Here is a 25,521-nt window from a genome sequence, read left to right on the forward strand (position 1 = left end):
ACTGAGAATCCAGGCTCAGCACTTCATACTGCCAGCCAGACGAGAGCGAAGTTACCCAAGAGTGGTCAAGCCTAGACCAGTCAAATACCCCAAAAAGAGGGCTGGAGGGCTTAACTGACTGGCATTAGGGCAAGCCTCGCTCCTACAGGGACTTAGCCAACTCAGTCATCCGCTGTAGCACGGCATTAAGGCCATTACTGCGCGAAGGTGACAGTTGCCGCGACAAGCCCAGCTGATCAAACCACCCCGGCAAATCCACTTGCCGCAACTCATTCGCCGACAACCCGTTAACCCGCGCCAACAGCAACGCCACCAACCCGCGAATCATCCGCGCATCGCTGCTGGCCATGAACTGCCAGTGGCCGTCGTCCAACGAGCCCACCAACCACACCTGGCTTTCACAGCCATGCACGCGGTTGGCATCTACCTTGTCCACGTCACTCAACGCAGGCAGACGGTCCCCCCATTGCATCAACAGCCGCGCCCGCTGTTCCCAACCTGCAGCATTTTGAAAGGTTTCGAGGGCGATAACGGCATCGGCCGGCAAACTCATCGCAACAACTCCAGCGCCTGATCCAGCGCTTCAAAGAACCGCTCCAGGTCTTCGGAATCGTTGTACAGCGCCAACGACACCCGGATCGCCCCAGCCAGTTCAAAGCTCTTGAGCAGCGGCATGGCGCAGTGATGTCCGGCGCGTACCGCGATGCCCTGTTCGGTCAGCAAATGCGCCAGATCAGAGTTATGCACACCCTCGACGACAAAACTGGCCAACGCCAGTTGCGGCTTGCCCAACAGTCGAATGCCATTGCGCGCTTCAAGCCCCTTCAACAAATAGTCATGCAGCGCCGCTTCATGGGCAGACACGGCGTCCTGATCAAGCCCCGCGAGATAATCCAGCGTAGCCCCCAGGCCGATCACACCGGCAATCGGCGGTGTGCCCGCTTCGAAACCCAGTGGCGCGGGGCGAAAGCGTGCGCTGTGGTAATCCGCATCCAGCACCATTTCGCCGCCGAACTGCCAATGGCACAGTTGTTTCAGCGCTTCATGGCGACCGAACAGCACGCCCAAACCGTCGGGGCCATAGAGCTTGTGGCTGGAGAACACATAAAAGTCGCAACCCAACGCCTGCACGTCATGCCGACCGTGAACCACGCCTTGCGCGCCATCGACCACGGTCAACGCGTCGTGCGCCTTGGCCATCGCCAGCAAGGCGGGCAAAGGCTGCCAGGCGCCGAGCACGTTCGACAGCTGACTGACCGCCAGCAAACGGGTTCGCGGACCGATCAATTGTGCGGCGGCATCAAGGTCGATCAAACCGTCAGCGTCCAGCGGCAAGATCACCAGTTTCAAGTCGCGACGCAGGGCCAGTTGCTGCCACGGCAGCAGGTTGGCGTGATGCTCCAGGGCGCTGATGACAATCTCATCGCCTGGAGTGAACAAATGATCCAGGCCATACGCCAGGAGGTTCAGCGCGGAGGTCGCGCCATGGGTAAAGATGATGTGCCCGCAATCGCCAGTATTCAGCCATTGGGCGACTTTGCTGCGGCTGGCCTCGAACGCCTGGGTGGCATGGGCGCCGGGCAAGTGCTGCGCCCGATGCACGTTGGCCGCGCCATTGGCGTAGTAATGCGCCAGGGCATCCAGCAGGGCTTGAGGTTTTTGCGTGGTGGCGGCGTTGTCCAGATACGTCTGGTCTTGCCGTTGCAAAGCGGCGATGGCCGGAAAATCGGCCCGCCAGGGAGAGGGAATCATCATGCTATCGGGCCCTGGTAAACATGGGCGGGTGTACGCCTGATCGGGTCTACGCCGAACCTGTAGGAGCGAAGCTTGCTCGCGAAGTGGCCCTTGAGGCCGCCAAATGCTTCGCGGGCAAGCCTCGCTCCTACAGAGACAGGTGATCGTTTGACGTGCTGCTTAGTTGTGAGCGTGCAGCGCTTCGTTCAGTTCGATCGCCGATTTGTGGGTTTTGCATTCCACAGCACCGGTTTCCGAATTGCGGCGGAACAGCAGGTCAGGCTGACCGGCCAGTTCACGGGCCTTCACGACTTTGACCAGCTGATTTTTTTCGTCCAGCAGCGCGACTTTGGTACCGGCGGTCACGTACAGGCCCGACTCAACGGTGTTGCGATCGCCCAACGGAATGCCGATCCCGGCGTTCGCGCCGATCAGGCAGCCTTCGCCGACCTTGATCACGATGTTGCCGCCACCCGACAGGGTGCCCATGGTCGAGCAGCCGCCGCCCAGGTCCGAACCCTTGCCGACGAACACGCCAGCCGACACGCGGCCTTCGATCATGCCCGGGCCTTCGGTGCCGGCGTTGAAGTTGACGAAACCTTCGTGCATCACGGTGGTGCCTTCGCCGACGTAAGCGCCCAGACGAATACGTGCCGCATCAGCGATACGCACGCCGGCCGGAACCACGTAGTCGGTCATTTTCGGGAACTTGTCTACCGAGAACACTTCCAGCAGCTCGCCGCGCAGACGGGCCTCCAGTTGATGTTCGGCCAGTTCGGCCAGGTCGATTGCGCCCTGGCTGGTCCAGGCCACGTTCGGCAGCAACGGGAACACGCCCGCCAGGTTCAGGCCGTGCGGCTTGACCAGGCGATGGGACAGCAAATGCAGCTTGAGGTAAGCCTCAGGCGTGGAGGTCAGTTGCGCGTCTTCAGCCAGAATGGTGGCAACCAGCGGCTTGTGGCTCTCGGCCAGACGGGTCAGCAAGGCAGCTTGTGCAGCGTCGACGCCTCTCAGCGCTTCAGCCAGTTGCGAGGCCTGAGCGGTGCTGAATGCGATGGCCTGATTGCCTTCGGTGTAGCCCAGAACCGGCGCGATGGCCGCGACCAGTTCGGCCGACGGGTTGAGCAGTGGCTGTGCGTAAAACACTTCCAGCCATGCGCCTTGACGGTTTTGAGTGCCAACACCAAAGGCCAGGCTGAACAGAGTAGTGGACATGTTGATACCTCTAACAAAATGGAACGGGCTGCCTTACTTGAGCGCTGCCGCGTAGATATCTGGCTTGAAGCCAATCAGGGTTCGGTCACCGAGATCAAGCACCGGTCGCTTGATCATCGAGGGTTGTGCGAGCATCAGTTCGATGGCTTTGCGCTGGTCGAGATCGGCTTTGCGTTCGTCGTCGAGCTTGCGAAAGGTCGTGCCTGCACGGTTCAACACCACTTGCCAGCCGTGCTCGTCGCACCATTGGTTCAGGTGTTCACGGTCGATTCCGACCGTCTTGTAATCATGGAAGTCATAGCTGACAGCGTGTTCATCGAGCCAGGTGCGCGCCTTTTTCATGGTGTCACAGGCTTTGATGCCGAAAAGGTGCAACGTTTTGCTTGAAACGGTCAAGGAATTGCCCCCTTTGCAGGTGCTGGAAATTAAAGGTGACGGATTATGCCATGACCGGACGGTTTCGCGTCGGCCGTGGTTGTTAAGTCATCGCAAACCCTGTGGGAGCGAGCCTGCTCGCGATGAGGGTGTGTCAGTCGCAGGCTATGTTGACTGAAATATCGCCATCGCGAGCAGGCTCGCTCCTACAGGGTTTATCAAGCAATTCGCGACTGCGTGCGGCATTGATGCAACGGCCAGTCCCCAGTCTAAGCGGCTAATATGGCACTTCAATGCTGTCGATTGTCTGGAAGCCGCTGCTGATTGGCAGCAACGGAATACGCTTGAAAGCGCTGCGGGCGCAGCGCTCGGTGTTTTAACAGCCTGATCCGTCAGCACCAGATCAGCGATGACGTGCTGCGGGAGATATGGGGGTGAGCTGGATCTGAGCGAGTCGAGTCAGGGGCAGGTCAGATAGCGACTTCCCGATTATCAAGAAACTCGTTTACACATTCTTCCAGGGCACATCATCCGGATCTTCCGGATAAGTGCGTTTCGCCATTTTTATATCCAGCTCACTCAGCACGGTATTTTTGCCGACTTCCCACACACCGTCGGTCAGCTCTTTATCAACCTCGTAGTGCATGATGGAGTTCTTATCGTATTCGGTGTCCACTATCGCACCCGAATAGGGCGTCAACACGTTTTCATCCACGCGCTGTTTGTCCCATCCGTAATTCTCGAAATAATGTTCGTAAACTTTTTCTCGGTTCCAAGGGATGGTTGCGTCCTGGTGCAAGTGCTCGTGCAGGTAGCCAAGTGCGTGTCCCATTTCATGGAGCACGGTCGATTCAAAGTATTCGTCGCTTGGGGTTGTTTCAAGGTACATCGTCGCTTCGTTTTGATCAAAAGTCAGCGCGTCGGTACCTATCAGCGATTTGTTGTGTTCGCTGTCAGTTGTGATTCGAATGTCTGCGTCGCCTTTCGGCACTATTACGAATTTTAGATTTGCGTGTTTTATCCAGTGGGTGATTGCTTGGGAAAAGGCTCGTACGAAGCTTGATGAAACATCTTCAAGAAAGCGAATTTTCAGTTCGCGACCAGGTTTCCACAATTTTTGGTAGTCGCCAACGGCTAATATGGATAATTCGTTATTTGAGGCGTTGTTCGGGTTTTCTGTAATGGCTGCTTTGTATGATGCTAGCTGATCTTTTGGAGGAATTACAGAACAGGGTTTTGCGTTTTTCATTTTGGTACTCACTAAAGTCAAAGTTGTCTGATTCACTTGTTGTCGGGATACGGATAAGCCTTGGCCATGAAGGCCTTGTCTTTTTCGCTGAGATCAAAATTGAGAAAGATCCGGAAGTCGCCTTCGGTCCAGGATTGGCGGATTTCGTAGTGCATGATCGACTTTCGGTCGTACTCTGAATAAATGCTCGCGTCGGGGTCTGCGCGATCCAGGTACCATTGGTGGAGTCTTTCTCGTGTCACTTTGGCTTGGTAGTCGTCTTTTTCAGGGTTGTCAGTTAATCCATGCTCTGCATAAAGGGCTGACGTGTTCCAGGGGATGTTTGCTGTCGGGTGGGTCTGTTCATGTTCTGCCCCCAGCATATGACCGAATTCATGCATTACATTGGCTGCAAAATAACGTGCTTGGATGGGGGAGTGTGGCCAGAGCCTCATGGTTGGCTCATCTGTAGATAACAGTGCGTCTGTGCCGACGTTAGACGAGAACGTTCCTTCCTCGCTAAGTATGCGGATGTCGCCTTCTTTACCTTCGACGAATTCGAAACTTAAATTGATATGCGGTAGCCAGTTGTTGGCTGCGGTGATGGTCGCGGCCTTGAATTCTTCGGTTCCATTGAGAAAGGCAATGCGAAGAGTGCGACCGGGAGTCCAGAATTTGGAAGGGTTTTTCTTGGCCCACATTATTTTGCCACTCCTGGGAGAATCTGAGTAGGCGTGCGCGGTGTAATTGCAAAGTTGCAGGGGGGTTCGAAGTTTTCGTACGCCGTGATAGCAAAAGATACTGTGAAATACATGATTCAACTTCCTTGTTTTGTTAATAGGGGTGCGGCAGAAGTAGAATCTAGTGTTGGTATTGGATTTGGTAAAGAGAAAGACTTGCGGGAAGTGTTGCTTGGTGTTGTTGGAAGTGCCAGGTATTGCGCTCGAGAAGCAATATGGATTTATATGAACTTTGGTGTTTTGTAGTGGGGCGGGGTTGGTTGTATTGAAGTGGGGTCTGACAATACAAGTTGCCGTGCCATATTGAATGGCACGGTTTCATGGTTTACTGCTTGCGGGTAATAAACGCGCGAATCCGCTCGGCCGCCTCTACACACTCAGCCAGCGGCGCAACCAGTGCCATGCGCACACGGCCTGCGCCCGGATTAAAACCGTCAACTTCACGGGACAAGTAAGAGCCCGGCACCACGGTGACGTGTTCTTCAACGAACAGGTCGCGGCAGAACGCCTCGTCGTCGCCTTCAACATTTGGCCACAAGTAGAAGCCGCCATCCGGACGTTGCACGTCCATTACCGGGCCGAGGATTTCCAGCACCGCATCGTACTTCTCGCGATACAGCGCACGGTTGGCGCGTACATGCACTTCGTCATTCCACGCGGCGACGCTGGCCAGTTGGGTCTGAACCGGCATCGCGCAGCCGTGGTAGGTGCGATAGAGCAGAAAGCCCTTGAGGATGTCGGCATCGCCGGCGACGAAACCTGAACGCAGTCCTGGCAGGTTGGAGCGCTTGGACAGGCTGTGGAACACCACGCAACGCTTAAAATCCTTGCGGCCCAGTTCGCTGCAGGCGCTGAGCAGGCCGGCCGGCGGGGTTTGTTCGTCGAAATACAATTCGCTGTAGCACTCGTCCGCAGCGATCACGAAGTCGTATTCGTCAGCGAGGGCGATCAGTTTTTTCAGGGTGTCGACCGGAATCAGCGCACCGGTCGGGTTACCTGGCGAGCACAGGAACAGGATTTGGCAACGTTTCCAGGTATCAGGTGATACAGCGTCGAAATCCGGATTGAAGCCGTTTTCGTCCAGGCATGGCAGGTAGTGCGGCTTGGCCCCGGCGAGGAACGCCGCGCCTTCGTAGATCTGATAGAACGGGTTCGGGCTGACGACCAATGCATCATCACCACGGTTAACCACGGTCTGGGTGAAGGCAAACAGCGCTTCGCGAGTGCCGTTGACCGGCAGCACGTTGCGCGCCGGGTCGAGCCAGCCGGTCGGAACGTTGAAACGGCGCTCGCACCACGCGGCGATGGCTTCACGCAGGGCGGGAATGCCGAGGGTGGTCGGATAAACGGCCATCTGATCCAGATTGCTTGCCAGGGCTTCGGCGACGAAGCTTGGCGAGCGATGCTTCGGCTCGCCGATGGACAGCGCGATGGCGCGCTTGTCCGGGTTTGGCGTGACGCTGCCGAGCAGGGCGCGGAGCTTCTCGAACGGGTAGGGCTGCAACTGGTTCAGAGCGTTGTTCATGGGGGCCTCTTTAGATGTGGGAGGGAGCCTGCTCCCACAGGGGAAATTTGATAACTCAGATACTGAGTCGGGACAATTTGATATCGGGTTCCTGGCTGACGCTCAGCTGTTCAACGATCGCATCCTGCAGACGGGTGCACAGCAGTGGGTCGGACAGCGGCTGGTTGTTCGCGTCGGTGATGAAAAACACGTCTTCCACGCGTTCACCGAGGGTCGCAATCTTGGCGTTCTGCAGCGACAGGTCGAACTCGAGGAAGATCGTGCCGATTCGCGCCAGCAACCCGGGGCGATCCGGCGCGCTGAGCTCCAGCACCGTCACCGGACGCTGAGCGTCGTTGTGGATCGTCACCTGCGGCGCAAATGCGAAATGCTTGAGCTGACGCGGCACGCGGCGCTGGATGATAGTCGGGTAATCATCCGGGTTGCGCAGGGCTTCGGTCAGGCCGTCGCGGATCTGCTTGACCCGTGCCGGGTTATCACCGATCGAGTCGCCGTCAGTGTCGAGCACGATGTAGGTGTCGAGGGTGAACTTGCTGCTGGAGGTGATGACCCGGGCGTCGTGAATGTTCAGGTTGAGCTGGTCCATCGCGGCCACGGTCACGGCGAAGAAGTCATGCTGGTCAGGTGCGTAGATAAAGATCTGCGTGCCGCCCTCGAATTCGCGCTGGGTGGTTTCCTTGATCAACACCAGCGGCCCGCCATCGGCCGGTTGCTGGAGGATCGCATCGCTGTGCCAGGCGACGTCGCCGGCAGTGTGACGCAGGAAGTAGTCATCACCCAATTGCGACCACAGCTGCTCGACATCGTCCGGATCGGTACCGCCGCGCACCAGAATATCCAGGGCTGCGCTCTGGGTCTGACGGATCTGCATTTCGCGGTCCACCGGGTTTTCCAGGCCGCGGCGCAAGGCGCGCTTGGTCTCGGTGTAGAGCTGACGCAAGAGGCTGGCGCGCCAGGAATTCCACAGGGTCGGGTTGGTGGCATTGATGTCGGCAACGGTCAGCACGTACAGATAATCGAGACGGGTTTCGTCGGCGACGGCTTGTGCGAAATCGTGGATCACCTGCGGGTCGGACAAGTCCTTGCGCTGGGCGGTGGTCGACATCACCAGGTGGTTCTGCACCAGCCAGACAATCAGGCGGCTGTCCCACACCGGCAATTGGTGGCGCTGGCAAAAGGCTTCGGCATCCACCGCACCGATTTCCGAGTGGTCGCCATGCCGGCCCTTGCCGATGTCGTGGTACAGGCCGGCCAGGTAAATCAGCTCGGGTTTGGGCAGTTTGCCCATGAGCTTGCTGGCCAGCGGGAATTTTTCCGACACCTGGGTGTACTGCAACTTGCGCAGGTGCTTGATCAAATTCAGGGTGTGGGCGTCGACCGTATAGATGTGAAACAGGTCGTGCTGCATCTGCCCGACAATGAAGCCGAACTCCGGCAGATAACGCCCGAGGATCCCGTAACGGTTCATCCGGCGCAGGTTGCGGTGGATACCGATCTTGCACTTGAACAGTTCGATGAACAGGCTGGTGTTGCGAATGTCATTGCGGAAATCGTCGTCGATCAGGTGGCGATGCTCACGCAGCAGACGAATGGTATCGGCGCGTACGCCTTTGATTTCCGGCTGCAGGGCCATCAGCACGAAGATCTCGAGCATGGCGAACGGCGTACGACGGAACACGTTGTCGTTGCGCGCCTCGATGTAGCCGTCGTGCAACTGGAACCGCGAATTGATCGGCTGCGGCGGCGCTTCGTCTTCCGGGGCGAGGATGACTTCCTCGAAGTGCTGGATGATCAGGTCGCTGAGCTGGGCAATGCTCATGACCACCCGGTAATACTGCTGCATGAAGTTTTCGATGGTGTGCTTGGCGTCATCGCCCTCGAAACCCAGCAGCCCGGCAATCGAACGCTGGTGATCGAACAGCAAGCGGTCTTCGGAGCGACCGGCGAGCATGTGCAGCGCGTACCGGACCTTCCACAAAAACTCCTGGGACGAGGCCAGCAGGGCGTTTTCGCTTTCGACCAGGAAGCCTTCGCCGGCCAGGGCCCGCAGGTTCAGGGTGCCGTATTCGCGGCGGGCCACCCACAGAATCGTCTGAATGTCCCGCAGCCCGCCGGGTGAGCCTTTGACGTTGGGTTCCAGGTTGTATTCGGTGTCGTTGTATTTGTGGTGACGGGCCTTTTGCTCGGCGCGTTTGGCCAGGAAGAAGTCCTTGCTCGGCCACATGTGCGCGGTGCTGGTGACGTCGAGCATGCGCTGGCGCAGGCGTTCGGGACCGCAGATGGTGCGGCTTTCCATCAGGTTGGTGACAACCGTCAGGTCGGCGCGGGCTTCAATGGCGCATTCGTCCACGGAGCGAACGCTCTGGCCGACCTCCAGGCCGATGTCCCACAACAGCGTCAGAAAACGCTCGATGGAATCACGGAAAACTTCGTGATCGGCGCTGTCCAGCAGGATCAACAGGTCGATGTCGGAATAAGGATGCAATTCGCCGCGACCGTAGCCGCCGACCGCGACCAGCGCGATGTCGGCGTCTTCGCTCCAGTTGAATTGCTCCCAGGCCTTTTGCAGGATGTTATCGACGAACCAGGCGCGATCCTCGATCAACCGGCGAATGTCCCGGCCGCTGCGAAAGCGCTCGTCGAGCACCTCGCGGGCCTGGCGGATCGCCTTCTTGAAGGCCGCGATCGGGCTTGCCTTCAGGGCCAGTTCAGCCTGGAACTGGCCGCGGTCGAAGAGTTCGGGATCCACCTGCGGCATCGATTGGCTTTCCTATCTATAAGGCTTTGAACGGCGCGGGTCGGATCAGGCCGAAACGCGCGGGATGGTGTCATCCGCGCGCAGGGTGAAGATCTCGTAACCGGTCTCGGTCACCAACAGGGTATGTTCCCACTGGGCCGACAGCTTGCGGTCCTTGGTGATCGCGGTCCAGCCGTCGCCCAATACCTTGGTGTCGGCCTTGCCCTGGTTGATCATCGGCTCGATGGTGAAGGTCATGCCCGCTTTGAGCTCCATGCCGGTGCCGGAGCGGCCGTAGTGCAGGATTTGCGGCTCTTCGTGGAACACCTTGCCGATGCCGTGACCGCAGAACTCGCGTACGACCGAGAAACCGTTCTTTTCAGCGTGTTTCTGGATGATTTCACCGATGTCGCCCAGGCGGCAGCCGGGTTTGACGATTTCGATGGCCTTGTACATGCATTCTTGGGTGATTTGCGACAGGCGCTCGGCCCAGACCGGCACGGTGCCGACGTGGAACATGCGGCTGGTGTCACCGTGGAAACCGTCCTTGATGACGGTGACATCGATGTTCAGGGTGTCGCCATCCTTCAGCGGCTTCTCGTTCGGGATGCCGTGGCAGACCACGTGGTTGATCGAGGTGCAGATCGACTTCGGATAGCCTTTATAGTTGAGCGGGGCAGGGATGGCTTTTTGCTCGTTGACGATGTAGTCGTGGCAGATGCGGTCCAGTTCTTCGGTGGTGATGCCCGGCTTGACATGTTCGGCAATCATTTCCAGCACATCGGCGGCCAGTTTGCCGGCGACACGCATCTTTGCGATGTCCTCGGGGGTTTTGAGGGTGACGGTCATACAGGCTCTCTCTGCGCTCGATGGCGCTTGCTAAAACGAAATGGGCATTGCGCGATCGATCTTCGCGGCCCTGAAAAACGCGATTCTAACAGACGATCAGCGCAAATCTGAGCCTCTGTGCATCGCTTCTCTCTATAGATTGGCGCATTCTTGGGCGATTCCAAGGGCGCGGCTGAAGTCGTGCGTCAGGAATTGAGAATCCGGGTTCCGTTTTTTGCAGCCCTGTGATATAAAATGCGCCGCTTTCCGGGGATACCCCGAGAGGCTTAAATCCACACACGTGTCGACACGATGACCTGGGTGCCTTCAGCTGATGCTGCTGGTTGGTCATTGGGATACGTGGAGGCCAAACCCGACTTATTAAGGAACTATCATGTCCCAAGTCAACATGCGCGATATGCTGAAGGCCGGTGTGCACTTCGGTCACCAGACCCGTTACTGGAACCCGAAAATGGGTAAGTACATTTTCGGCGCGCGTAACAAGATCCACATTATCAACCTTGAAAAAACCCTGCCAATGTTCAACGAAGCTCTGACTTTCGTAGAGCGCCTGGCCCAGGGCAAAAACAAGATTCTGTTCGTCGGCACCAAGCGTTCCGCTGGCAAGATCGTTGCTGAAGAAGCAGCACGTTGCGGTTCGCCGTACGTCGATCACCGCTGGTTGGGCGGCATGCTGACCAACTTCAAAACCATCCGTGCTTCCATCAAGCGTCTGCGTGACCTTGAAGTGCAAGCCGAAGACGGTACTTTCGCCAAGCTGACCAAGAAAGAAGCGCTGATGCGCACTCGCGATCTTGAGAAGCTCGATCGTTCCCTGGGTGGTATCAAGGACATGGGCGGTCTGCCAGACGCTCTGTTCGTTATCGACGTTGATCACGAGCGCATCGCGATCACCGAAGCCAACAAGCTGGGCATCCCGGTTATCGGCGTAGTCGATACCAACAGCAGCCCGGAAGGCGTTGACTACATCATCCCAGGCAACGATGACGCAATCCGCGCTATCCAGTTGTACATGGGTTCGATGGCTGACGCAGTAATCCGCGGTCGCAACCACGTTGCTGGCGGCACCGAGCAGTTCGTTGAAGAAGCTCCGGCGGCTGCAGCTGAGTAATTGACGCCCTGGCGTTGACTCAGTAAGCAAAAAGGGGGCTTGGCCCCCTTTTTGCCACCTTGAAAACCGGTTGTGAGCGGCGCAGCTACAGCCTCTGTAACGTGCAGCTGCTAACAAGTGGGTTCGGGAAGAATTGATCGCCCGTTCGATCGGGTGGAATGGTTGAAAACCTATCCAAGAGGAATTTTGAAATGGCAGAGATTACTGCGGCGTTGGTCAAAGAACTGCGCGAGCGTACTGGCGAAGGCATGATGGACTGCAAAAAGGCCTTGACCAAGGCTGGCGGCGACATCGAAAAAGCCATTGATGACATGCGTGCTTCGGGCGCCATCAAGGCTGCCAAGAAAGCAGGTAACGTAGCCGCTGAAGGCGCTATCGCTCTGAAGGAAGACGGTAAATCCGCCGTTCTGCTGGAAGTGAATTCGCAGACTGACTTCCTGGCTTTGCAGGATGACTTCAAGGCATTTGTCGCTTCCAGCGTTGAAAAAGCGTTCGCTGACAAACTGACTGAAGTTGCTCCGCTGATCGCCGCTCAAGAAGCTGATCGCCTGGTTCTGGTCGGCAAGGTTGGCGAAAACGTCAATATCCGTCGTCTGGCTCGCGTTGAAGGTGATGTTGTTGGCGGTTACCTGCACGGCAACAAGATCGGTGTTGTGGTTGCCCTTAAAGGCGGCAGCGTTGAGCTGGCCAAAGACATCGCCATGCACGTAGCGGCGACCAACCCTGAATTCTTGCTGCCGTCGGAAGTTTCCGCTGAAGCGGTCGAGCGTGAGAAGGGCGTGTTCCTGACCCTCAACGCTGACAAGATCGCCGGCAAGCCGGAAAACATCGTTGAAAACATGGTCAAAGGCCGTATCAGCAAGTTCCTGGCTGAAGCGAGCCTGGTTGAGCAGGCGTTCGTCAAGAACCCTGAAATCAAGGTCGGCGAACTGGCCAAGAAAGCCGGTGCTGAAATCGTTTCTTTCACCTACTTCAAAGTAGGCGAAGGCATCGAGAAGCCGGTCGACAACTTCGCTGAAGAAGTTGCTGCCCAGCTGGCTGCCGCCAAGCAATAAGACGGTTTTTTAACTGTCGCCCTGAAGAGGCTGCCCGCTTACGCGCGCAGCCTCTTTTCAGATGGGGCACCAATTTTTAATTGGTTTCCCTTTGGAACTGGCTTACAAAGCCATGTTCCGATGGCGCTGAAGCAGCGCCAAGCTAGAGTGAACGCCAGCTGAAAACAGCTCGCAAAGAATTTTAAAATACGCCGCAGGAGAGATTCGCAATGGCTCAGCAGGGCAGTGGTTATCAGGCTCGCTATAAACGCATTCTACTCAAGCTTAGCGGCGAGGCCCTGATGGGCTCGGAAGAGTTCGGGATCGATCCGAAAGTCCTGGATCGCATGGCGCTGGAAGTCGGTCAATTGGTCGGCATCGGTGTGCAGGTCGGTCTGGTGATCGGTGGCGGTAACTTGTTCCGCGGTGCTGCACTGAGTGCGGCCGGCATGGATCGGGTCACTGGCGACCACATGGGCATGCTGGCCACTGTGATGAACGCCCTGGCCATGCGCGATGCGCTGGAACGTGCCAATATCTCGGCCATCGTGATGTCGGCCATCTCCATGGTTGGCGTGACCGATCACTACGATCGTCGCAAAGCCATGCGCCACCTGAATGCCAAGGAAGTCGTGATCTTTGCGGCCGGTACCGGTAATCCGTTCTTCACCACGGATTCGGCAGCCTGCTTGCGAGCGATCGAAATCGACGCCGATGTCGTGCTCAAGGCAACCAAGGTCGATGGCGTCTACACCGCTGACCCATTCAAAGACCCGCATGCCGAGAAGTTCGATCATCTGACCTACGATGAAGTGCTGGATCGCAAGCTGGGTGTGATGGATCTGACGGCCATTTGCCTGTGCCGCGACCACAAGATGCCGTTGCGCGTCTTTAACATGAACAAGCCCGGCGCCCTGCTGAACATCGTACATGGCGGCGCTGAAGGGACCCTGATCGAGGAAGGCCAACAATGATCAACGAAATCAAGAAAGACGCTCAAGAGCGCATGCAGAAATCCCTGGATTCTCTGAACCATGCATTTGGCCAGATTCGCACTGGCAAGGCACACCCGAGCATTCTGGGTAGCGTGATGGTGCCGTACTACGGCGCAGACACCTCCATCACCCAAGTGGCCAACATCACCGTAAAAGACTCCCGCACCCTGCAAGTAGTAGCTTTTGAGCGCAATATGCTTGCCGCTGTCGACAAGGCTATCCAGAGCGCAGGTCTGAACCTCAATCCGACCAATCTGGGTGAGTTGCTGCTGATCTCCATGCCGGCGCTGACCGAAGAGACCCGCAAAGGTTTTACCAAGCAGGCGCGTAGCGCTGCCGAAGACGCTCGTGTGGCGGTACGTAACATCCGTCGCGATGCTTTGGGTGATTTGAAGAAGCTGGTGAAAGACAAGGAAATCAGCGAAGACGAAGAGCGTCGTGCCGCTGCCGATATCCAGAAGCTGACCGACAAGGCTGAGGCTGACATTGATGCGGCCACCAAGCAGAAAGAAGCCGACCTGATGGCCGTATAAGGGTCGCGTTTTCATGGAAAAGACCAAGCAGACTGCGCCGTCCGCGGTGCCGCGCCATGTCGCGATCATCATGGATGGTAATAATCGCTGGGCGAAAAAGCGCTTTATGCCGGGTGTCGCCGGGCACAAAGCGGGTGTGGATGCAGTTCGCGCAGTGATCGAGGTGTGTGCCGAGGCAGGGGTCGAGGTATTGACCCTGTTTGCTTTCTCCAGTGAGAACTGGCAGCGCCCGGCCGATGAAGTCAGTGCCTTGATGGATTTGTTCTTCAAGGCGTTGCGTCGCGAGGCCAAGCGCCTCAATGACAACAACATCAGTCTGCGCATCATTGGTGATCGTTCGCGCTTTCATCCCGAGCTTCAGGTTGCCATGCGTGAAGCCGAAGCGATGACCGCCGGTGCCAACCGCTTTGTCTTGCAGATCGCCGCCAACTACGGCGGTCAGTGGGACATCGCGCAAGCCGCGCAGCGTCTGGCGCGTGAGGTTCAGGCCGGGCATCTGCGTCCGGAGGACATCACGCCCGAGCTGTTGCAGACCTGTCTGGCCACCGGCGATCTGCCGTTGCCGGACTTGTGTATCCGCACCGGTGGCGAACACCGCATCAGCAACTTCCTGCTGTGGCAACTGGCCTATGCCGAGTTGTACTTCTCCGACCTGTTCTGGCCGGACTTCAAACACGACGCCATGCGTAACGCGCTGGCCGATTTCGCTTCTCGTCAGCGCCGCTTCGGTAAAACGAGCGAGCAGGTCGAGTCTGGAGCCCGGGTTTAATGCTTAAACAACGAATCATCACCGCGCTGATCCTGCTGCCGATCGCCTTGTGCGGGTTTTTCCTGCTCGAAGGCACAGGCTTTGCGCTGTTCATCGGGCTGGTCGTGACCCTCGGTGCGTGGGAGTGGGCTCGCCTGGCAGGCTTTAACGCCCAGCCGATTCGCGTTGCCTATGCGGTTGTGGTCGCATTGATGCTGTTTGTCATGCACATCCTGCCGGGGCTCGCGCCCTGGGTGTTGGGTGCTTCGGTGCTCTGGTGGGGCGTGGCGACGTATCTGGTGCTGACTTACCCGCGCTCCAGCGAACACTGGTCCAGCACGGCCTGCAAGCTGGTGATCGGTTTGCTGATCTTGCTGCCGGCCTGGCAAGGTCTGGTCCAGATCAAGCAGGAACCCTTGGGCAACTGGCTGATCATGGCGGTGATGGTGCTGGTCTGGGGCGCCGATATCGGCGCGTACTTTTCCGGTCGGGCCTTTGGCAAGCGCAAGCTGGCGCCGCTGGTGAGTCCCGGCAAGAGCTGGGAAGGCGTGTATGGCGGCCTGGCGCTGAGCCTGGTAATCACTGTCATTGTCGGCCTGGTTCGGGACTGGACGGTTGCCGAGCTTTTCAAAGGGTTGATCGGTGCGGCAATTATCGTGTTCATCTCGGTCGTGGGTGATCTCACCGAAAGCATGTTCAAGCGTCAATCGGGCATCAAGGACAGCAGTAACCTGCTGCCGGGGCATGGCGGTGTGCTGGATCGCATCGACAGCCTGACGGCCGCGATCCCTGTCTTTGCCGTGCTGTTGTGGATGGCTGCACCGTGAGCCGCCCACAACAGATTACCGTTCTGGGGGCGACCGGTTCGATCGGTCTGAGTACCCTGGATGTGATCGCTCGCCATCCCGAGCGCTATCAGGTTTTCGCCTTGAGCGGTTACAGCCGCCTGAGTGAGCTGCTGGCTTTGTGCGTGCGTCATACGCCGCGGTTTGCCGTCGTGCCGGAAGCGGGTGCTGCCCGAACCTTGCAGGACGACTTGCGCGCCGCGGGCCTGTCGACCCGCGTGTTGGTGGGAGAGGAGGGCCTGTGCCAGGTTGCTTCCGATCCCGAGGTCGATGCGATCATGGCGGCCATCGTTGGCGCGGCGGGCTTGCGTCCGACCCTGGCGGCGGTCGAGGCGGGCAAGAAGATCCTGCTGGCCAACAAAGAAGCGCTGGTCATGTCGGGTGCCCTGTTCATGCAGGCCGTGCGCAAAAGCGGCTCGGTGCTGCTGCCGATCGACAGCGAACACAACGCGATTTTCCAATGCATGCCACAGGATTTCGCCCGTGGGCTTGGCGCAGTCGGTGTGCGTCGGATTCTGCTGACAGCCTCTGGTGGTCCGTTCCGACAGACACCGATGGCCGAGTTGTCGCATGTTTCGCCTGAGCAAGCGTGCGCTCATCCGAACTGGTCCATGGGTCGCAAGATTTCGGTCGATTCGGCCAGCATGATGAACAAAGGGCTTGAATTGATTGAAGCCTGCTGGCTGTTCGACGCCAAGCCGTCCCAGGTCGAAGTGGTGATTCACCCGCAGAGCGTGATTCATTCTCTGGTCGACTATATCGATGGCTCGGTGCTGGCGCAGTTAGGCAATCCGGACATGCGCACGCCGATCGCCAATGCCCTGGCCTGGCCGGAGCGCATCGATTCGGGCGTAGCGCCGCTGGATCTGTTCGCCATCGCGCGCCTGGACTTTCAGGAGCCCGACGAAGAGCGTTTCCCTTGCCTGCGCCTTGCGCGACAGGCCGCCGAAGCGGGCAATAGCGCGCCGGCGATGCTCAATGCGGCAAATGAAGTGGCTGTCGCGGCGTTTCTCGACGGGCGGGTTCGCTACCCGGAAATCGCGAGTATCATCGAGGAAGTGTTAAACCTTGAGCCTGTGGTTGCGGTGGATGATCTCGAGGCGGTGTTCACGGCCGACGCGAAAGCGCGAGTACTGGCCGGGCAATGGCTGAGTCGTCACGGGCGGTGAGTGCTGCAATACGCTGGCCCATGCAGCACTGGATAGGATTGCGGAGAAAGTAGATGAGCGCGCTCTATATGATTGTCGGCACCCTGGTTGCATTGGGCGTGCTGGTCACCTTCCACGAATTCGGCCATTTCTGGGTCGCACGTCGCTGTGGAGTCAAAGTGCTGCGTTTCTCCGTGGGCTTCGGCATGCCACTGCTGCGTTGGCACGACAAGAAAGGCACAGAGTTTGTGGTGGCGGCCATTCCGTTGGGCGGCTACGTGAAGATGCTCGACGAGCGCGAAGGCGAAGTGCCGGCCGATCAGGTCGAACAATCCTTCAATCGCAAATCTGTCCGTCAGCGTATTGCCATCGTGGCCGCGGGACCGATCGCCAACTTTCTATTGGCAATGGTGTTTTTCTGGGTGCTGGCCATGCTCGGCAGCGAGCAGGTGCGGCCGGTCATCGGCGCGGTCGAATCCGGCAGCATCGCTGCCAAGGCCGGTCTGGGTGCCGGTCAGGAAATCATTGCCATCGATGGCGAGCCGACTTCCGGCTGGGCCTCAGTGAATCTGCAACTGGTCCGTCGTCTTGGCGAGAGCGGTACTCTTCAATTGTTGGTGCGTGAGCAAGGTTCCACGGCAGATTCACCGCGTGAGCTGATGCTGGATAAATGGCTCAAGGGCGCAGACGAGCCGGATCCTATCCGTTCGTTGGGTATTCGCCCGTGGCGTCCGGCGCTGCCGCCCGTGTTGGCCGAACTTGATCCGAAAGGGCCGGCACAGGCTGCGGGCCTGAAGACCGGTGATCGGCTGTTGGCCCTCGACGGTAAGTCACTTGATGACTGGCAACAGGTGGTCGACACGGTCCGTATGCATCCGGATACCAAAATCATGCTGCGCGTTGAGCGTGATGGTGCTCAAATCGACGTCCCTGTGACTTTGGCCGCTCGCGGCGAGAAAAAGGCGCCTACCGGTTACATGGGCGCCGGGGTGAAAGCGGTCGATTGGCCGCCAGAGATGATTCGCGAAGTCAGTTATGGCCCGTTGGCCGCAATTGGCGAGGGTGCTCGACGCACCTGGACCATGAGTGTACTGACCCTCGATTCGCTCAAGAAAATGTTGTTCGGTGAGCTCTCGGTAAAAAACTTGAGTGGACCGATAACCATTGCTAAAGTGGCGGGCGCTTCTGCCCAGTCGGGTGTCGCTGATTTCCTGAATTTCCTTGCTTATCTGAGTATTAGCCTGGGGGTTCTGAATTTGTTGCCCATTCCTGTACTGGATGGGGGACATTTGTTGTTTTATCTGATCGAGTGGGCGCGTGGTCGTCCCTTGTCAGATCGGGTGCAGGGTTGGGGGATACAGATCGGTATCAGTTTGGTGGTCGGGGTGATGTTGCTTGCTCTGGTCAATGATTTGGGCCGTCTGTAACACTTCGCTGAATTGCGAATCTGCCGCATTTTGCGGCAGTTTGTTTATTGCCAGTTGGAATAAGAAAGGACTTCATGAAACGTCTGCTGCTAACTGCGGTTCTCACCGTATTGATGATCGCCGAAGTTCACGCCGAGTCCTTCACTATCTCTGATATTCGCGTCAATGGCCTCCAGCGGGTCTCCGCGGGTAGCGTCTTTGGTGCTTTGCCGTTAAACGTCGGTGAACAGGCGGATGATCGTCGCCTGGTGGAATCCACTCGTGCGCTGTTCAAAACCGGGTTCTTTCAAGATATCCAGCTGGGCCGCGATGGCAACGTCCTGGTCATCACGGTAGTCGAGCGTCCGTCGGTCGCCAGTATCGAGATCGAAGGTAACAAGGCGATCTCTACTGAAGACCTGATGAAGGGCCTCAAACAATCCGGTCTGGCCGAAGGCGAAATCTTCCAGCGCGCCACCCTCGAAGGTGTCCGCAACGAACTGCAGCGCCAATATGTCGCCCAGGGTCGATACTCGGCTACCGTCGACACCGAAGTGGTGCCGCAGCCGCGTAACCGCGTCGGCCTGAAGGTCAATATCAACGAAGGCACCGTTGCGGCTATCCAGCACATCAACGTGGTGGGTAACACGGTCTTCCCTGATGAAGACCTGATCGACCTGTTTGAATTGAAGACCACCAACTGGTTGTCGTTCTTCAAGAACGATGACAAGTACGCTCGTGAAAAACTGTCGGGTGACCTGGAGCGTCTGCGCTCCTACTACCTGGACCGTGGCTATATCAACATGGATATCGCTTCGACCCAGGTGTCCATTACCCCGGACAAGAAACACGTCTACATCACCGTCAACGTCAGCGAAGGCGAGAAATACACCGTTCGTGACGTCAAGCTGAGCGGCGACCTGAAAGTCCCTGAAGACCAGGTCAAGTCCCTGCTGCTGGTTCAGAAAGGCCAAGTGTTCTCGCGCAAGCTGATGACCACCACGTCCGAGCTGATCACCCGCCGCCTGGGCAACGAGGGCTACACCTTCGCCAACGTCAATGGTGTGCCTCAGCCTAACGATGAAGACCACACGGTCGACATCACTTTCGCAGTCGATCCGGGCAAGCGTGCTTACGTCAACCGCATCAACTTCCGCGGCAACACCAAGTCCGAAGACGAAGTGCTGCGCCGTGAAATGCGTCAGATGGAAGGCGGCTGGGCTTCGACCTACCTGATCGACCAATCCAAGACCCGTCTTGAGCGTCTGGGCTTCTTCAAGGAAGTCAACGTTGAAACACCTGCTGTACCGGGTGTCGATGACCAGGTTGACGTGAACTACAGCGTTGAAGAGCAGGCTTCCGGTTCGATCACCGCTAGCGTCGGTTTCGCTCAAAGCGCCGGTCTGATCCTCGGTGGTTCGATCACTCAGAACAACTTCCTGGGTACCGGTAACAAGGTCAGCGTCGGTTTGACCCGCAGTGAATACCAGAGCCGCTATAACTTCGGTTATGTCGACCCGTACTGGACGGCTGATGGCGTGAGCCTGGGTTACAACGCTTTCTATCGCACCACCGATTACGATGACCTCGATGTCGACGTAGCCAGCTATGCCGTAGACAGCCTGGGTGCTGGCGTTAACGTCGGTTACCCGATCAGCGAGACGTCGCGCCTGACCTTCGGTCTGAGCGTGCAACAGGACAAGATCAAGACTGGTCAGTACACCGTTGACGAGATTTTTGACTTCGTAAACAAGGAAGGCGACAACTACCTGAACTTCAAGGCGTCGGCCGGCTGGTCCGAGTCCACCCTGAACAAAGGCGTTTTGGCGACCCGTGGACGTTCCCAGAGCCTGACACTGGAAACCACTACGCCTGGCAGCGACCTGTCGTTCTTCAAAGTTGATTACCGTGGCCAGTTGTTCCAGCCATTGTCTGAAAACTACACCGTGCGTCTGCACACCGAACTGGGCTACGGCGACGGTTACGGTTCGACCGACGGCTTGCCGTTCTATGAAAACTACTATGCTGGTGGTTTCAACTCGGTTCGTGGCTTCAAGGACAGCACCCTGGGTCCGCGCAGTACACCTAGTCGTGGTACAAACCCGGGTACATTGGCCGATCCGGACCAGGATCCACTGCCATTTGGTGGCAACGTCCTGATCCAGGGTGGTGCAGAGCTTCTGTTCCCTCTGCCGTTCGTCAAGGATCAACGCTCCCTGCGTACTTCGGTATTCTGGGATGTGGGTAACGTTTTTGACTCACAGTGCAAAGACACCACCAATGCAAACGGTTCGGCGTCCAACACAAAGTGCAACGACATCAGTCTGAGCAACTTGGCCAGTTCCGTCGGTGTGGGCGTGACCTGGGTCACCGCACTGGGTCCTCTGAGCTTCGCGTTGGCCATGCCCATCAAGAAACCGGATGACGCTGAGACTCAAGTGTTCCAATTCTCTCTTGGTCAGACGTTCTAAGCGTCTGCCCCACAATAACGACAATGGATTTTGTAGGAGTGCATCGTGCGTAAGTTGACTCAATTGGTTCTCCTGGCGACCTTACTGGTAGCAGGTCCGGCTTTTGCCGACATGAAAATCGCCGTTCTGAACTATCAGATGGCCCTGCTGGAATCCGACGCGGCCAAGAAATACGCCGTGGATGCCGAGAAAAAGTTCGGCCCGCAACTGTCCAAGCTCAAGACTCTGGAAAGCAGCGCCAAAGGCATCCAGGACCGTCTGATGGCGGGCGGCGACAAGATGCAGCAAGGCGAGCGTGAACGCCTTGAGCTCGAGTTCAAGCAAAAGGCCCGTGACTTCCAGTTCCAGTCCAAGGAACTGAACGAAGCGAAAGCCGTTGCCGACCGTGAAATGCTGAAGCAGCTCAAGCCGAAACTGGACAGCGCTGTGGAAGAAGTCATCAAGAAAGGTGCTTTTGACCTGGTCTTCGAGCGTGGCGCAGTGATTGATGTCAAACCTCAGTACGACATCACTCGCCAGGTTATCGAGCGCATGAATCAGCTGAAGTAATCCATGACAGCGACTATAAAGCTCGGCCAATTGGCCGAGTTCCTCGGCGCCACGCTACGTGGCGACCCGGAGAAAGAAATTACTGGGCTAGCCACTTTGCAAGAGGCTGGCCCAGCTCAGTTGAGCTTTCTCGCAAACCCCCAATACCGTAAATACCTGGTGGACTGCCGGGCCGCAGCCCTGTTGCTGAAGGCCGCTGACGCTGAGGGTTTTGCCGGCGATGCATTGGTGGTGCCTGATCCTTATCTGGCCTACGCACGTATTTCCCATCTGTTCGATCCCAAGCCCAAGGCGCCTGCCGGTATTCACCCGACTGCGGTAGTGGCTGTGGACGCAGTGGTTGATCCGGCGGCGAGCATCGGTGCCTTTGCGGTGATCGAAAGCGGCGCGCGTATCGCCGCTGGTGTGACCGTGGGTGCGCATTGCTTCATCGGTGCCCGTTGCGAAATCGGCGAGGGCGGCTGGCTGGCCCCGCGGGTCACGCTGTACCACGACGTGCGCATCGGCAAACGGGTCGTGATCCAGTCCGGTGCAGTGCTGGGTGGAGAAGGCTTCGGTTTTGCCAACGAGAAGGGTGTCTGGCAGAAAATCGCCCAGATCGGTGGTGTGTTGGTTGGTGATGATGTGGAGATTGGCGTAAATACCGCTATCGACCGCGGCGCGCTGGCCGATACCGTCTTGGGTAACGGTGTGAAGCTCGACAATCAGATTCAGATCGCCCACAACGTGCAGGTCGGTGATCACACCGCCATGGCCGCATGTGTGGGGATCTCCGGCAGCACCAAAATCGGCAAGCATTGCATGCTCGCCGGTGGCGTAGGGCTGGTGGGGCATATCGAAATTTGCGACAACGTTTTTATCACCGGGATGACCATGGTGACCCACTCGATTACCGAAAAGGGTTCCTATTCTTCCGGTACGGCAATGCAGCCAGCAGCCGAATGGCGCAAAAGCGCGGCCCGTATCCGTCAGCTCGATGACATCGCGCGACGTTTGCGACAGCTGGAAAAGCGTGTAGGGGACGTGACCCCTGACGGTAATGCTTCATCAGATGGCTGATACCATTTCCATATCAAGTGTGCACAGCCGCTAGACTGCCTCCTTGATTTGCTAGAGGGGTGCGCGTCAGTCGCGCGCTCCCAATCTTTACATAGGCTTCCCCCCGAAATGATGGACATCAACGAGATTCGCGAATACCTGCCTCACCGTTACCCGTTCCTGCTGGTGGACCGGGTCGTGGATCTGGATGTGGAAGGCAAGCGCATTCGCGCCTACAAGAATGTCAGCATCAACGAACCGTTCTTCAATGGTCACTTCCCTGCGCATCCAATCATGCCGGGCGTGTTGATCATCGAAGCGATGGCTCAGGCTGCCGGTATCCTTGGCTTCAAAATGCTCGACGTGAAGCCCGCCGACGGCACGCTTTACTACTTCGTCGGCTCCGACAAGCTGCGTTTTCGCCAGCCCGTCACCCCAGGCGATCAGTTGATCCTCGAAGCCCGCTTCATCAGCTGCAAGCGCCAAATCTGGAAGTTCGAGTGCCAGGCTTCGGTCGATGGCAAACCAGTCTGCTCCGCTGAAATCATCTGCGCGGAACGCAAACTATGAGTTTGATTGACCCTCGCGCAATCATCGATCCGACGGCCGTCCTGGCCGAAGGTGTCGAGGTCGGCCCATGGTCGATCGTCGGCGCAGGTGTGGAAATCGGCGAGGGGACAGTGATCGGGCCGCATGTGATTCTCAAGGGCCCGACCCGAATCGGTAAGCATAACCGCATCTACCAGTTTTCTTCGGTAGGTGAGGACACGCCCGATCTGAAATACAAAGGTGAAGAAACCCGCCTGGTCATCGGTGACCACAACGTCATCCGTGAAGGCGTGACGATTCACCGCGGGACCGTTCAGGACCGTTCAGAAACGACCCTGGGCGATCACAACCTGATCATGGCCTATGCCCACATCGGCCACGACAGCGTGATCGGCAACCACTGCATCCTGGTCAACAACACAGCGTTGGCGGGTCATGTGCACGTGGAAGACTGGGCGATCCTGTCCGGTTTCACCCTGGTCCACCAGTATTGCCACATCGGCGCCCACAGCTTTTCCGGCATGGGTACCGCCATTGGCAAGGACGTTCCAGCGTACGTCACGGTGTTTGGCAACCCCGCCGAAGCGCGCAGCATGAACTTCGAAGGCATGCGACGTCGTGGTTTCAGCGAAGACGCGATCCACGCCCTGCGTCGTGCCTATAAGGTGGTTTACCGCCAGGGCCTGACGGTTGAACAGGCACTCGCCGAATTGGCCGAACCTTCGGACCAGTTCCCGGAAGTCGCGGTGTTCCGTGATTCCATCCAGTCTTCGACCCGCGGCATCACACGTTAATCATGGCTAATTTGCGTATTGCGCTGGTGGCGGGTGAGGCTTCCGGTGACATTCTGGGCGCGGGTCTCATGCGCGCACTCAAAGCTCAGCATCCGGCGGTAGAGTTCATCGGTGTCGGTGGCCCGCTGATGCAGGCCGAAGGCCTGACTTCGTATTTCCCGATGGAACGTCTTTCGGTCATGGGCCTGGTGGAAGTACTGGGTCGATTGCGCGAGCTGATGGCGCGTCGCAAAAAGCTGATTGCCGACCTGATCGCCGAAAAGCCGGATGCGTTTATCGGCATCGATGCCCCGGACTTCAACCTCAATATCGAACTCAAGCTGCGTCAGGCCGGGATCAAGACCGTGCATTACGTCAGCCCGTCGGTGTGGGCGTGGCGGCAGAAGCGGGTGCTGAAGATTCGCGAAGGCTGCGACCTGATGCTGACGCTGTTTCCGTTCGAAGCGAAGTTCTATGAAGCGAAGGGCGTGCCGGTGCGGTTTGTCGGGCACACCCTGGCCGATGCGATCCCCCTCGAAGCTGATCGTTGCGCCGCGCGCGCCGAACTCGGTTTGCCTGATGGACCATTGGTTGCGCTGATGCCGGGCAGTCGCGGTGGCGAAGTCGGGCGCCTGGGCGCGTTGTTCCTCGATACCGCCGAGCGTTTGCGCGCCATGCGCCCAGGCGTGCGGTTCATTATTCCGTGTGCCAGCCCTCAGCGCCGCGCGCAGCTTGAAGAGTTGCTCGCCGGTCGCGACCTGCCGCTGACCTTGCTTGACGGCAAATCTCATCTGGCGCTTGCAGCCTGCGACGCGGTGTTGATTGCCTCCGGAACGGCGACCCTCGAGGCGCTGTTGTACAAGCGGCCGATGGTCGTCGCTTATCGTCTGGCGCCGCTGACGTTCTGGATTCTCAAGCGCATGGTCAAGAGCCCCTACATCTCGTTGCCGAACCTGCTGGCCCAGCGCTTGTTGGTGCCCGAGTTGCTGCAGGATGATGCGACGGTTGAAGCGCTGGCCCAGACGTTGTCGCCACTGATCGCAGGTGGCGAGGAACAGACCCGTGGCTTCGATGAAATCCACCGTACCTTGCGTCTGGATGCCTCAAATCAGGCAGCGGACGCAGTACTGAATCTGATCGGCAAAACACAATGACAAAAGCACTACAGATGGGTCTCGATTTCACCTTGGTCGCTGAAGTCGAAGAATTGGTTGCCGGCGTTGACGAAGTCGGCCGCGGCCCGCTGTGTGGTGCCGTGGTGACAGCCGCTGTGATTCTCGATCCGAACCGGCCCATTCTCGGTCTGAACGATTCGAAGAAGCTCACCGAAGCCCGCCGCGAAAAGCTCTACGATGAAATCTGCGAAAAAGCCTTGAGCTGGTGCATCGCCCGGGCTGAAGTCGAAGAAATCGATGAGTTGAACATTCTGCATGCCACCATGCTGGCCATGCAGCGCGCGATCGAAGGCCTGCACATCCAGCCGAAACTGGCGATGATCGATGGCAACCGTTGCCCGAAACTGTCCATGCGCGCCGAAGCGGTGGTGCAGGGCGACGGCAAGGTGCCGGCCATCGCTGCGGCATCGATCCTGGCCAAAGTCAGTCGTGACCGTGAAATGGCTGCTTTCGAATTGATTTACCCGGGTTACGGCATCGGTGGACACAAAGGTTACCCGACACCCGTTCATCTGGAAGCCTTGTCACGGCTGGGCCCGACCCCGATTCACCGTCGTTCGTTCGCCCCGGTACGCCTGGCTTATGAGGCGCGGGAAAACCTGATCGAGAGTTAGTTGCGAGGCTGATGTTTTCGCCAAGGCCCGGTACAATCCGGCGTTTTAAAGCGTAGCGAGCGCAGGCTTACCAAGCGCAGTAGCTTTAAACGCCGGATTTCCGGGCCTTGTTGTTTTCATGACTTTACG

25 protein-coding genes are annotated in these 25,521 nt (G+C 57.9%); 16 read left to right on the forward strand and 9 right to left on the reverse strand.

Features of this window, described 5'->3' with window-relative positions; genetic code table 11:
* Positions 1-142 precede the first annotated feature (142 nt).
* The 6 genes from EYC95_RS03655 to EYC95_RS03680 all read right to left on the reverse strand — a co-directional run bounded on the left by EYC95_RS03655 (position 143) and on the right by EYC95_RS03680 (position 5,253).
* On the reverse strand, positions 143-553 hold the full coding sequence (locus EYC95_RS03655) for a SufE family protein (protein WP_131059148.1): 411 nt from the start codon (positions 551-553) through the stop codon (positions 143-145).
* Positions 550-1,755 (reverse strand): aminotransferase class V-fold PLP-dependent enzyme, encoded by a 1,206-nt coding sequence (locus EYC95_RS03660; protein WP_131059149.1) that lies wholly within the window; start codon positions 1,753-1,755, stop codon positions 550-552. The genes EYC95_RS03655 and EYC95_RS03660 overlap by 4 nt, the downstream gene beginning before the upstream one ends.
* 159 nt (positions 1,756-1,914) lie before the next feature.
* Positions 1,915-2,949, reverse strand: coding sequence for a 2,3,4,5-tetrahydropyridine-2,6-dicarboxylate N-succinyltransferase (gene dapD / locus EYC95_RS03665; protein ID WP_131059150.1), 1,035 nt, complete (start codon positions 2,947-2,949; stop codon positions 1,915-1,917).
* A gap of 33 nt (positions 2,950-2,982) precedes the next feature.
* Entirely contained in the window at positions 2,983-3,345 is a 363-nt protein-coding gene (locus tag EYC95_RS03670) for an ArsC family reductase (RefSeq protein WP_256656902.1), read from the reverse strand.
* A 484-nt stretch (positions 3,346-3,829) separates the two neighbouring features.
* The gene (locus EYC95_RS03675) at positions 3,830-4,573 is read right to left on the reverse strand and encodes a M12 family metallopeptidase (protein ID WP_131059152.1); all 744 of its coding nucleotides are present in this window, start codon (positions 4,571-4,573) and stop codon (positions 3,830-3,832) included.
* A gap of 32 nt (positions 4,574-4,605) precedes the next feature.
* The gene (locus EYC95_RS03680) at positions 4,606-5,253 is read right to left on the reverse strand and encodes a hypothetical protein (protein WP_131059153.1); all 648 of its coding nucleotides are present in this window, start codon (positions 5,251-5,253) and stop codon (positions 4,606-4,608) included.
* 111 nt (positions 5,254-5,364) lie between these two features.
* Between EYC95_RS03680 and EYC95_RS30095 the strand changes: the two genes are divergently transcribed.
* Positions 5,365-5,538 (forward strand): hypothetical protein, encoded by a 174-nt coding sequence (locus tag EYC95_RS30095; protein WP_165557423.1) that lies wholly within the window; start codon positions 5,365-5,367, stop codon positions 5,536-5,538.
* Positions 5,539-5,617: 79 nt separating this feature from the next.
* Here EYC95_RS30095 and dapC read toward each other — a convergent pair whose 3' ends face one another.
* The 3 genes from dapC to map are packed head-to-tail and all read right to left on the reverse strand — an operon-like array spanning position 5,618 to position 10,403.
* The gene (gene dapC / locus EYC95_RS03685) at positions 5,618-6,817 is read right to left on the reverse strand and encodes a succinyldiaminopimelate transaminase (RefSeq protein ID WP_131059154.1); all 1,200 of its coding nucleotides are present in this window, start codon (positions 6,815-6,817) and stop codon (positions 5,618-5,620) included.
* Between the two features lie 55 nt (positions 6,818-6,872).
* Positions 6,873-9,575 carry a [protein-PII] uridylyltransferase gene (locus EYC95_RS03690; protein WP_131059155.1) on the reverse strand — a complete coding sequence of 901 codons (2,703 nt, stop codon included), beginning with the start codon at positions 9,573-9,575 and terminating at the stop codon, positions 6,873-6,875.
* Between the two features lie 45 nt (positions 9,576-9,620).
* Entirely contained in the window at positions 9,621-10,403 is a 783-nt protein-coding gene (map, locus tag EYC95_RS03695; RefSeq protein WP_131059156.1) for a type I methionyl aminopeptidase, read from the reverse strand.
* A 373-nt stretch (positions 10,404-10,776) separates the two neighbouring features.
* Here map and rpsB point away from each other — a divergent pair, with 373 nt between their 5' ends.
* The 15 genes from rpsB to rnhB all read left to right on the forward strand — a co-directional run bounded on the left by rpsB (position 10,777) and on the right by rnhB (position 25,392).
* Positions 10,777-11,514: a 30S ribosomal protein S2 gene (gene rpsB / locus EYC95_RS03700; protein WP_007907989.1), complete on the forward strand. Its 738-nt coding sequence runs from the start codon at positions 10,777-10,779 to the stop codon at positions 11,512-11,514.
* A gap of 191 nt (positions 11,515-11,705) precedes the next feature.
* Positions 11,706-12,569, forward strand: a complete 864-nt coding sequence (gene tsf, locus EYC95_RS03705; protein WP_131059157.1) for a translation elongation factor Ts — start codon at positions 11,706-11,708, stop codon at positions 12,567-12,569.
* 209 nt (positions 12,570-12,778) lie between these two features.
* Positions 12,779-13,522, forward strand: coding sequence for a UMP kinase (gene pyrH / locus EYC95_RS03710; RefSeq protein ID WP_003172271.1), 744 nt, complete (start codon positions 12,779-12,781; stop codon positions 13,520-13,522).
* Positions 13,519-14,076 (forward strand): ribosome recycling factor, encoded by a 558-nt coding sequence (gene frr / locus EYC95_RS03715; RefSeq protein WP_131059158.1) that lies wholly within the window; start codon positions 13,519-13,521, stop codon positions 14,074-14,076. Before pyrH ends, frr begins: the two co-directional genes overlap by 4 nt.
* A 13-nt stretch (positions 14,077-14,089) precedes the next feature.
* Positions 14,090-14,845, forward strand: coding sequence for a polyprenyl diphosphate synthase (gene uppS / locus EYC95_RS03720; protein ID WP_131059159.1), 756 nt, complete (start codon positions 14,090-14,092; stop codon positions 14,843-14,845).
* Complete coding sequence (locus tag EYC95_RS03725) at positions 14,845-15,651, forward strand: phosphatidate cytidylyltransferase (protein WP_131059160.1); 807 nt, start codon at positions 14,845-14,847, stop codon at positions 15,649-15,651. The genes uppS and EYC95_RS03725 overlap by 1 nt, the downstream gene beginning before the upstream one ends.
* Positions 15,648-16,838: a 1-deoxy-D-xylulose-5-phosphate reductoisomerase gene (ispC, locus tag EYC95_RS03730; RefSeq protein WP_131059161.1), complete on the forward strand. Its 1,191-nt coding sequence runs from the start codon at positions 15,648-15,650 to the stop codon at positions 16,836-16,838. Before EYC95_RS03725 ends, ispC begins: the two co-directional genes overlap by 4 nt.
* 53 nt (positions 16,839-16,891) lie before the next feature.
* Positions 16,892-18,244: a sigma E protease regulator RseP gene (gene rseP / locus EYC95_RS03735; protein WP_131059162.1), complete on the forward strand. Its 1,353-nt coding sequence runs from the start codon at positions 16,892-16,894 to the stop codon at positions 18,242-18,244.
* Positions 18,245-18,318: 74 nt separating this feature from the next.
* Positions 18,319-20,694 (forward strand): outer membrane protein assembly factor BamA, encoded by a 2,376-nt coding sequence (gene bamA, locus EYC95_RS03740; protein WP_131059163.1) that lies wholly within the window; start codon positions 18,319-18,321, stop codon positions 20,692-20,694.
* Between the two features lie 45 nt (positions 20,695-20,739).
* Positions 20,740-21,243 carry an OmpH family outer membrane protein gene (locus tag EYC95_RS03745; protein ID WP_123365857.1) on the forward strand — a complete coding sequence of 168 codons (504 nt, stop codon included), beginning with the start codon at positions 20,740-20,742 and terminating at the stop codon, positions 21,241-21,243.
* A 3-nt stretch (positions 21,244-21,246) separates the two neighbouring features.
* Positions 21,247-22,302 carry a UDP-3-O-(3-hydroxymyristoyl)glucosamine N-acyltransferase gene (gene lpxD / locus EYC95_RS03750; protein WP_109628213.1) on the forward strand — a complete coding sequence of 352 codons (1,056 nt, stop codon included), beginning with the start codon at positions 21,247-21,249 and terminating at the stop codon, positions 22,300-22,302.
* A 108-nt stretch (positions 22,303-22,410) separates the two neighbouring features.
* Positions 22,411-22,851, forward strand: coding sequence for a 3-hydroxyacyl-ACP dehydratase FabZ (gene fabZ / locus EYC95_RS03755; protein WP_008154051.1), 441 nt, complete (start codon positions 22,411-22,413; stop codon positions 22,849-22,851).
* On the forward strand, positions 22,848-23,624 hold the full coding sequence (gene lpxA, locus EYC95_RS03760) for an acyl-ACP--UDP-N-acetylglucosamine O-acyltransferase (RefSeq protein WP_131059164.1): 777 nt from the start codon (positions 22,848-22,850) through the stop codon (positions 23,622-23,624). The genes fabZ and lpxA overlap by 4 nt, the downstream gene beginning before the upstream one ends.
* Positions 23,625-23,626: 2 nt before the next feature.
* Positions 23,627-24,757 carry a lipid-A-disaccharide synthase gene (gene lpxB / locus EYC95_RS03765; RefSeq protein WP_131059165.1) on the forward strand — a complete coding sequence of 377 codons (1,131 nt, stop codon included), beginning with the start codon at positions 23,627-23,629 and terminating at the stop codon, positions 24,755-24,757.
* Positions 24,754-25,392, forward strand: a complete 639-nt coding sequence (gene rnhB / locus EYC95_RS03770; protein ID WP_131059166.1) for a ribonuclease HII — start codon at positions 24,754-24,756, stop codon at positions 25,390-25,392. Before lpxB ends, rnhB begins: the two co-directional genes overlap by 4 nt.
* Positions 25,393-25,521: the final 129 nt, after the last annotated feature.

The organism is Pseudomonas sp. BGI-2 (assembly GCF_004310295.1).
In the GTDB taxonomy this organism is placed as follows: domain Bacteria; phylum Pseudomonadota; class Gammaproteobacteria; order Pseudomonadales; family Pseudomonadaceae; genus Aquipseudomonas.